10 protein-coding genes and 1 riboswitch are annotated in these 8,524 nt (G+C 36.8%); of the genes, 5 read left to right on the plus strand and 5 right to left on the minus strand.

The annotated features are described in order from the left end of the window. The first annotated feature begins 284 nt into the window (after window positions 1–284). Both repM and ACP7AK_RS15160 read left to right on the plus strand, forming a co-directional pair. Window positions 285–1,214, plus strand: a complete 930-nt coding sequence (repM, locus tag ACP7AK_RS15155; protein ID WP_004896921.1) for a replication initiation protein RepM — start codon at window positions 285–287, stop codon at window positions 1,212–1,214. Window positions 1,215–1,280: 66 nt separating this feature from the next. Beyond that, on the plus strand, window positions 1,281–1,823 hold the full coding sequence (locus tag ACP7AK_RS15160; protein WP_004896925.1) for a plasmid replication DNA-binding protein: 543 nt from the start codon (window positions 1,281–1,283) through the stop codon (window positions 1,821–1,823). 282 nt (window positions 1,824–2,105) lie between these two features. Here the strand turns inward: ACP7AK_RS15160 and ACP7AK_RS15165 are convergent, their stop codons facing one another. Both ACP7AK_RS15165 and ACP7AK_RS15170 read right to left on the minus strand, forming a co-directional pair. Continuing rightward, a complete protein-coding gene (locus tag ACP7AK_RS15165) occupies window positions 2,106–3,560 on the minus strand; it encodes a SulP family inorganic anion transporter (RefSeq protein ID WP_151819645.1) in 1,455 nt (484 codons plus the stop codon). A 251-nt stretch (window positions 3,561–3,811) separates the two neighbouring features. After that, window positions 3,812–4,021 (minus strand): hypothetical protein, encoded by a 210-nt coding sequence (locus ACP7AK_RS15170; protein ID WP_004282305.1) that lies wholly within the window; start codon window positions 4,019–4,021, stop codon window positions 3,812–3,814. 198 nt (window positions 4,022–4,219) lie between these two features. Beyond that, window positions 4,220–4,287: riboswitch (Fluoride riboswitch) on the plus strand. A 116-nt stretch (window positions 4,288–4,403) separates the two neighbouring features. On the opposite strand from ACP7AK_RS15170, the gene crcB reads away from it, so the two are divergent. Together crcB and ppa are read left to right on the plus strand one after the other, a co-directional pair. Beyond that, window positions 4,404–4,784, plus strand: a complete 381-nt coding sequence (crcB, locus tag ACP7AK_RS15175; RefSeq protein ID WP_005225409.1) for a fluoride efflux transporter CrcB — start codon at window positions 4,404–4,406, stop codon at window positions 4,782–4,784. Between the two features lie 26 nt (window positions 4,785–4,810). Further along, the gene (gene ppa / locus ACP7AK_RS15180) at window positions 4,811–5,335 is read left to right on the plus strand and encodes an inorganic diphosphatase (protein ID WP_131275023.1); all 525 of its coding nucleotides are present in this window, start codon (window positions 4,811–4,813) and stop codon (window positions 5,333–5,335) included. A gap of 819 nt (window positions 5,336–6,154) precedes the next feature. Here the strand turns inward: ppa and ACP7AK_RS15185 are convergent. From ACP7AK_RS15185 to ACP7AK_RS15195, 3 genes are all read right to left on the minus strand, one after another. Continuing rightward, window positions 6,155–6,664: a PBECR2 nuclease fold domain-containing protein gene (locus ACP7AK_RS15185; RefSeq protein WP_180103981.1), complete on the minus strand. Its 510-nt coding sequence runs from the start codon at window positions 6,662–6,664 to the stop codon at window positions 6,155–6,157. Between the two features lie 461 nt (window positions 6,665–7,125). Then, the gene (locus ACP7AK_RS15190) at window positions 7,126–7,317 is read right to left on the minus strand and encodes a YqaE/Pmp3 family membrane protein (RefSeq protein WP_004728112.1); all 192 of its coding nucleotides are present in this window, start codon (window positions 7,315–7,317) and stop codon (window positions 7,126–7,128) included. A gap of 29 nt (window positions 7,318–7,346) precedes the next feature. Beyond that, window positions 7,347–7,628 (minus strand): mobilization protein, encoded by a 282-nt coding sequence (locus ACP7AK_RS15195; protein ID WP_243475604.1) that lies wholly within the window; start codon window positions 7,626–7,628, stop codon window positions 7,347–7,349. 207 nt (window positions 7,629–7,835) lie between these two features. Between ACP7AK_RS15195 and mobQ the strand changes: the two genes are divergently transcribed. After that, a partial coding sequence (gene mobQ, locus ACP7AK_RS15200) for a MobQ family relaxase (protein WP_425880200.1) occupies window positions 7,836–8,524 on the plus strand: 689 nt, incomplete at its 3' end.

Raw genomic sequence — 8,524 nt, forward strand, 5'->3', positions numbered from 1 at the left:
GCGAAAGCGAGATTCAATAGAGTTTGAGCGAAGCGAAAACCAAGGGCAATTTTTTACTCCCTGGGCTTTTAATTATTTTTAAGCTTTTAAATGCTTTTAATTAAGCTGTAATCCTTTATTCATAATGGTTCTAGAGATATTAAAACGAGGTTTACCTTGCATTAAAACGAGGTTTACCTTGCATTAAAACGAGGTTTACCTTGCATTAAAACGAGGTTTACCTTGCATTAAGCGAGATAATTATATAACCTCGTCTTATTGAATTAAAAATATAATCTTTTCATATGAAAACAGAACTAGTTGTTAAAGATAACGCCTTAATCAATGCCAGTTATAACCTCGATCTAGTTGAACAGAGGTTAATTCTCCTAGCTATTGTTGAAGCAAGGGAATCGGGTAAAGGGATAAATGCTAATGATCCACTAACAGTTCATGCTGAAAGTTATATTAATCAGTTTGGTGTACATCGAAATACGGCTTATCAGGCGTTAAAAGATGCTTGCGATGACTTGTTTGCAAGACAATTCAGTTATCAGAGTCTTAGTGAAAAAGGTAACATTATTAATCACAAATCAAGATGGGTGAGCGAGGTGGCTTATATTGATAATGAAGCTGTCGTTAGACTTATTTTTGCCCCTGCTATTGTGCCTTTAATTACTAGGTTAGAAGAACAATTTACAAAGTATGAAATACAACAAATAAGTAATTTAACAAGTGCTTATGCTGTTCGTTTATATGAAATATTGATTGCATGGCGTAGTACTGGAAAAACGCCTCTCATAACTATGTATGATTTTAGACAAAAAATAGGTGTACTCGAGACTGAATACAAACGAATGTATGATTTTAAAAAATATGTTTTAGACATTGCATTAAAACAAGTAAATGAACATACCGATATTACTGTCAAAGTTGAACAGCATAAAACAGGTAGATCTATTACTGGTTTTTCATTTAGCTTTAAACAGAAAAAATCAGCCACGCATTCAGTCGAATCTAAAAGAGATCCGAATACATTAGACCTCTTTTCAAAAATAACAGATAAACAACGCCATCTATTCGCCAACAAGCTCTCAGAGCTTCCTGAGATGAGTAAATATTCACAAGGCACAGAAAGCTATCAGCAGTTTGCTGTACGTATAGCTGCCATGCTGCAAGATGCAGAGAAATTTAAGGAATTACTTCCTTTACTCAGAAAATTAGGATTTCAATGACATTGTTAATTGAAATTGTTAAGTTAACAGTCAGGTATTAACACAAGTTGAAAACTGGTTTACATAATGAAAAAACTGTCAGTTTCAGAGTTAGCTAAGCTTTATGGATATTCAAGACAAGCCATATATGCACATATAAACAAAGGAAATTTATCTAAAGGATCTGATGGATTAATTGACTTTTCAGAGGCCCTAAGAGTTTTTGGGGAACCACAAAAAAAAGAGGATACAGTCAATCAAAGTCAATCAATTAACAGTCAAAACTTGACAGAAGTTGACTTACTAAAACGTCAAGTTGACATACTGGAAAAACAATTAAATCAGGCAATACAGAGAGAAAATCAATCTTTAGAACGTGAATCGTTTTATCAAGAACAGATTGAAGCTATGCAGCGCTTACTAGAAGCACCAAAAGCCAATATGACTACCTTTACCGATCAGAGCTTTAAACAGGATATAGCAACGGATCCTCGGTCGGAACTAGCAACGAACTATGACGAATTGACTACTCCTCAGCAAGACAATAAGCGTATTCCTATCCCGGAGCATGTTGAACCAGAACAGAAGAAGAGAGGCTTCCTAAGCCGCTTTTTCCTTCCATATGGTTAGCCAAGACTCCAGTTTTTTGAAGAGCCAATTTCAGTGCAAGCACTTGAAATAATGACTCCTCAAAAAACCGGATGATGTTTATTAAAACTGAATAAAATCGTGGAACATTGCTTATTTATTAAGCGTGGAACATGAAAAATCCACAAAAAAGCCCAACTCAGCTGAGTTGGGCTTTTCAATACGAAATAAACTATTGAATTAAAACAAATAATTTAGAGCATTTCGTATAAGGTGTATTATGTTAATTTTAGAGATTCTACATAAATGTAGAGTCTCCTTCACTTAGATTCTGGCATGTGTTCCATACTTATCAATCATGATAGAGCTAGCTTCATTTAAGCCACGCACAGTGACATTCACACCATTCTTTTGAAATTTATTTACAACAGAATCAAGCATGGCGACTGATGTTACGTCCCAAATGTGAGAATGGGTCAAATCAATAATCACATCCTTTACATCCTCTTTAAAGTCAAAACCTTGCATGAATTTTTCAGAAGAACTAAAGAAGATCTGACCTCTCAAATCATACAAACGGGCCGTTCCCTCAAAAGAAGCTGTCACCTGGATATCATTTTCAAGTTTATTCGCCAAGAACAAGGCTGAAAGCAATACGCCCGTTAATACACCTAGAGCCAAGTTATGCGTAGCAACAACTACAATCACTGTCGCAATCATGACGATATTACTACTCTTAGGATTATCTTTTAACTGAGTGACAGAACTCCATTCAAAAGTACTAATAGAGACCATGATCATTACCGCTACCAATGCAGCCATTGGAATCACTTTGAGCCAGTCGCTAATAAATACAACCAGAATAAGAAGAAAAATACCCGCAGAGAATGTTGATAAGCGTGTAAGGCCGCCTGATTTTACGTTAATCATAGATTGGCCAATCATGGCACAACCGGCCATGCCACCCATAAAGCCAGAAGCAATATTCGCAATCCCTTGTCCCTTACATTCCTGATATTTATCACTTGGCGTATCTGTCATTTCATCCACGATAGTTGCTGTCATCATCGATTCAAGTAAACCTACAGCCGCCAGTGCGACTGAATAAGGCAAAATAATCATCAATGTTTCAATATTCAAAGGAATATTTGGAATCAAGAACATTGGAAGTGTGTCAGGTAAAGACCCCATATCGCCCACGGTCCGTACATCAATTCCTAAAGCGATTGCCAATAATGTGATTGCAATGATGCAGACTAGTGGAGAAGGGAGTAATTTTCCTAATTTGGGAACCAGAGGGAAGAGATAAATAATCGCCAAACCTAAAGCAACTAGAGCATATACATGCCAAGTCACATTAATCAGTTCAGGCAACTGAGCCATAAAAATTAAGATCGCTAACGCATTTACGAATCCAATAACCACAGATTTAGATACGAACCGCATTAACTTGGCAAGCTTTAAATAGCCTGCCAATATTTGAATCACGCCTGTCAAAATTGTTGCTGCCAGCAGATATTCAAGCCCATGCTCTTTGACCAATGTGATCATAAGCAGTGCCATAGCCCCGGTGGCAGCTGAAATCATGGCAGGACGACCACCTACGAAAGAAATCACGACGGCAATACAAAAGGATGCATATAGACCGACTTTAGGATCTACACCTGCAATAATTGAAAATGCGATGGCTTCAGGGATGAGTGCAAGACCGACGACTAATCCGGCAAGTACATCCCCACGGATGTTAGAGAACCACTGTTCTCGGACATTAGATAACATAAACATAGCCTGTTTTTTAATTTTTCAGATAGGCTAGTGATGTGATATATACAACACACAAGCGACTACACCACATCACTAGACAGTGATGAGTTATTTACAGATTTAAGACGGTAAATAAACTTAAGGTGGCGTAAGTGTCATAAGATGAAGGAACTTTTTAGAGTAAAAAAAAATCAGGACAAGGGTAACAGCTAGGTACTTTTTTATAAAGCCTGGATGTTATATCCAAGCTTTGTTTAATCGGTATTTTATGAAGCTTTTAGCTCCCCAAGTAATTGACCTATTTCCAAACGTGTATAGCCACGTTCTTTAAAGATCAAAACAATAGCCTGTTTATAATCTTCAGAAATAGCCGTTTTATATTTATTAATTAATTGCAGCTCAGCATTAAGCTGAAGGTCATTTTTGATCGTCAATACTTCCGTAGAGACTTTATTAAAAATCTTGAAATTAAACATACAGGTGCTCTTTATCAATATTGTAGCGGCCCGACTACAACAAACACCTGCCTCAGCTTAGCTGGACACCCTTTCCAAAAAGATTATAGAAAAAATGAAAAGTTTCAAGTTTTACTAAGCTAAAGATAAAAAAGTATCAAACTTACGTATTTTAATAATAGAAGGTTGTTGAATTAGCTAATCAATTTTTAAATAATAGTACTCAAAGGAGATGGCTATCCTCCTTACACAAACCGCCAATTCTGGCTGATGATACCTACGTTTCCCTCAAGCAGGGTACGTAGTCGCGTGCTCTGCTTTTACAAAATGGAGCTACGCTATGTTTTCCCGTCATAAAGTTCTTTATTTATATATCTTTTGCTGCTCATAACTAGGAGCAGACATGTATCTTTCTCTTTTATCAATTGCTCTCGGTTCTGTAATCGGTGCCTGGCTTCGTTGGGGCATAAGTCTAAGATTTAATAGCGTATTTGAAAATATTCCTTTCGGGACAGTGATTGTTAACTTAATCGGTGCTTTTATTATTGGATTAGCTGTATCATTTTTTTCAAATAGCTCAATAAGCCCTAATTATAAGTTATTCGTTGTGACAGGCTTCTGCGGTGCTTTAACGACCTTTTCAACATTTTCAGTTGAAATTGTTGCGTTGCTACAAGCTTCAAAGTTTGAATATGCTATCTCAACAATAGCCATCCATGTAATAGGTTCATTAATCTTTACAGTACTAGGAATACTTTCCTATCAATTTTTCACTAATCATTAATAATCTAAATATTAGAAGGTAAAACAATGACTTTTAAAAATGTTAAAGCAGGTACTAATCCACCAGATGACTTTAATAGCATCATCGAAATCCCGGCAAATGCTAAACCCATCAAGTATGAAGTGAATAAAGAATATGATGCTTTATTGGTTGATCGCTTTCTAAGTACAGCAATGTCATATCCGTACAATTACGGTTATATTCCTCAAACATTAAGCGAGGATGGTGATCCCTTAGATGTATTTGTAATAGCTCCCCATGCGGTTGCTGTAGGATCAGTAATTCGCAGCAGACCTGTCGGAGTCATGTATATGGAAGATGAAGCCGGTATTGATGCAAAGATCATTGCTGTACCTCATTCTAAGCTCACACCTCTATATAACAATGTTGAAGATCTGAGCGACCTCCCTCAGCTTCAATTAGATCAAATGAAACATTTCTTTGAACATTATAAAGACTTGGAAAAAGGTAAATGGATGAAATTTAATGGTTGGGGCAATGTAGAAGAAGCCAGACAGGAGATTCTAAAATCTATCCAAGCATACAAATAATTTAGATAAAAGGGACCCAAATCTGAGGTCCCTTTTTATGCTATTTAACATAATGGCGGTTATACGAAGTACAATTGTATATTAATATAAATATCAATTACTTAAAAATTTAGCCATGACTAGGAAATCAGCAAAAAGTCGCTTTTGTAATAAGTTGGTGAGTTTTTAAGCGAATCTGTAACATTTTGCCAGTAAATTTGGTTAAAAAACGATCAATTTGACAATCAGTGCCCATTTCATACGGATCCAGGTTCCAAAACTATCCCCAATTGCTGGGGATAAAATTTAGGCTATTTTGTACGCTCAGGCTTACGTGAATCTCGGCCCTTTGCGGCTATCTAGGATACTGGAACTTTCCTATGATGAACTCATCAGGAACAGGAAGTTCCATAACATAAAACAAAAATTATAAGTTATTGCACATGGACCAGAGGGTACAACAGCACAATCAGCGACAATAAAAAACCCCGGCAGGATGCCGGGGTTTTTTATTATCTAAACTTTATTCAATTTCTTTGTATTTGCTTGGTTTCAACTTAGCAAAAATCAATCATCACTATCTTTAAGCAATTGATTTATCAAAAGTGAAGAATAATATTTCACGCATCTTTGTTTGGTCAAAAATTGATGTTATTGCTGCACTCTATGATAATATGTTATCATTATCTAATCGATTTAGATGTCTCTTTTAAGCGCGAAACAAATTGCTTCCAAGAGCTATAATTTGCGTAGGAACACCATTAATACTTGGATATTAGTGTCGTGTGAGACCTTAAGAGAGACGGAAGGCGGGCAACTAACAGTTAGCTCGCCTTTTTTTTATTTCTTATAAAGTAATTCACCTAGCCTATGCTTGTTGAGCTTTTTTAACTCACACTGCATAAAATTCCAAAGAACGTTATTATTCACATCTATTTTTAAAATCAGCAGAATATGGTTTTTGGAACCAGCAAATATTCCAATAAAAGCAAGTCTAAATCCTCCATCAGAATATTTAATTTTCCATACTTCAAATGGATTCAATAATGTAAGGTGAGCTAATTTCGAAAATCGTTCTCTAGCATCTCTTCTTTTCTCGACTACGTGCCTCAAGTTATCTATCGAAACAATCGCCCAACTTTGAATAGCATTAAGAAGAATTTTTCTTGAATCGATCCCATCAACTAGTTCAAATTCTTTAGAAACAATCTCTAAAGCTTCTTCTTCAGTATCACCAGCCTTTAAAATCATTGATTCTTCAAATGGATGAAATTTTTCTAGAGGAGTATTTTTAATGTCATCAAGATTAAAGTTTTTCCAACTTTCTTGATCTTTTTCCTCCCTAATCATTTACTATCTCAACCATAAAAACGAACTATTCTACTCGATTATTTCCTTAACTATGCACAATTATCAATCCCATAAACTAAAGATGAAAATCTTTAGTTTTCAAAGCTAAAACAATTATATGAATCTTATTAATGTCTATAAATAAAATTCATATTTAACATAAGATCTCTTATGCGAAGTCAAAAAAAGTAGCCCCATACCCTTATTGGATAGGAGCTTTGTGGCAAAAAATAGAGTGAATTCGATAAAAAATGAAATCCTCTAATTCTTGTTTTAATTATTTTTTTAACTAAGAATTAGAGGATTAATTTCTTTACCTCTGGAGTTTTATAATTATTGTTATAAGATTTATTAAATCACTTATTGCTCAAATAATCTTCACAATCTGATCATTCGCTCATGGATAAGTGTGATGGAAATCACAAAATCAATCAGATCTAAAAATCACACAATTACACTATTTATGATGAGCGAATTGTTCTTTTAATTTTCTGATCAGTCTTGTATTGCGACAAAGCATAGACCGCCCAGATGGCAGCCGGGATCCAACCTAAAACTGTAATCTGAAGTAGCAAACAAATGATGCCTGCAAATGGTCGCCCTATGGTGAAAAACAGCAGCCAGGGAAAAATTAAAGCAATTAGCAATCTCATTTCAAATTCCTATGTATCTTTTCAAAAAATTAATAATTAAATGCGGGCAGATCAAACAGCTTACGATCTCTTTCATCCATTAAATATTTATCCATCTGAGCAATCAGTTTTGCTCTGGCCTGTTCATCATCTTCGGTGATTTTTAGCATGCAGGATCCAATTAAAATCTTGCGTCTGGTATCATCCTTTCGAGCCTGTTCTTTCTCTTTGGCACGTTCTCTTGCCAGTGCTGCCTGTCTTTGAGCCTTTAACTGCTTTAGCTTTTCTTCCTGTGCCTTGATTTTACTATCTAGTGTTTCAGTAACGCTCATAATCCAATACCATCATCCTGGGAAACCATCCCTAACATAAGCGCACTTGAATATGCATTCAAGGTGCTATATGTATAGTAATGTTTTCCTCGAAGAGCGCACTTATGCAAACTTCGTTTGCAAGTCCGATTGGGGTCTCCCCAATACCCCGACAACCGTATCCACGGTTGTATTTCACTACGTGAAAATTTAAAAGCGAAAATAGGCATGGCGATTTACCACTTTTCAGTCAAAACCGTAGCACGATCAGCAGGGCGTTCCGCTACTGCTGCGATTGCCTATCGGGCAGGTGAAAAGATCTATTGTGAACGTGAGGGCCGAGAACATGATTACAGCCGAAAAACAGGTGTGGAATATAAAGAAATTTATTTACCCGAAGGCGCACCAGAACATTTAAAAAACCGGGAAAGACTCTGGAACGAAGTTGAACAACGGGAAACCCGAAAAAACTCGACAGTTGCCCGAGAATTTGAAATCGCTTTTCCAAGTGAATTAAATCAGGAACAACGCCTGGCCATGCTCGAAGAGCTATGCGCCAGTATCGTGGACAGACATCAGGTGGCCATCGATGCCTGTATTCATGCACCGCATACTGGATCTGGTAGTGATGAACGCAATTATCACGCGCATATCCTGATGAGCACACGCAAACTTACTCAGGAAGGCTTCACCGAGAAAACCCGGGAACTGGATCAGAAACACAGTGGAGAAATCGAACACTGGCGCGAACACTTTGCCGATATCTGCAATATGCACCTGGATCTGGCTGGATACACTGCCCGAGTCGACCACCGCAGCTACAAAGACCAGGAGAATGGTTTAGAAGCCACGCTGCACGAAGGGCCGAAAGTCACCGAACTGCGCCGAAAAGGGATTGAGACCGAAATCAGCCGAAG

Origin of the sequence: Acinetobacter sp. TWP2-2-3, assembly GCF_049896445.1 — a bacterium.
Taxonomy (GTDB): Bacteria; Pseudomonadota; Gammaproteobacteria; order Pseudomonadales; family Moraxellaceae; genus Acinetobacter.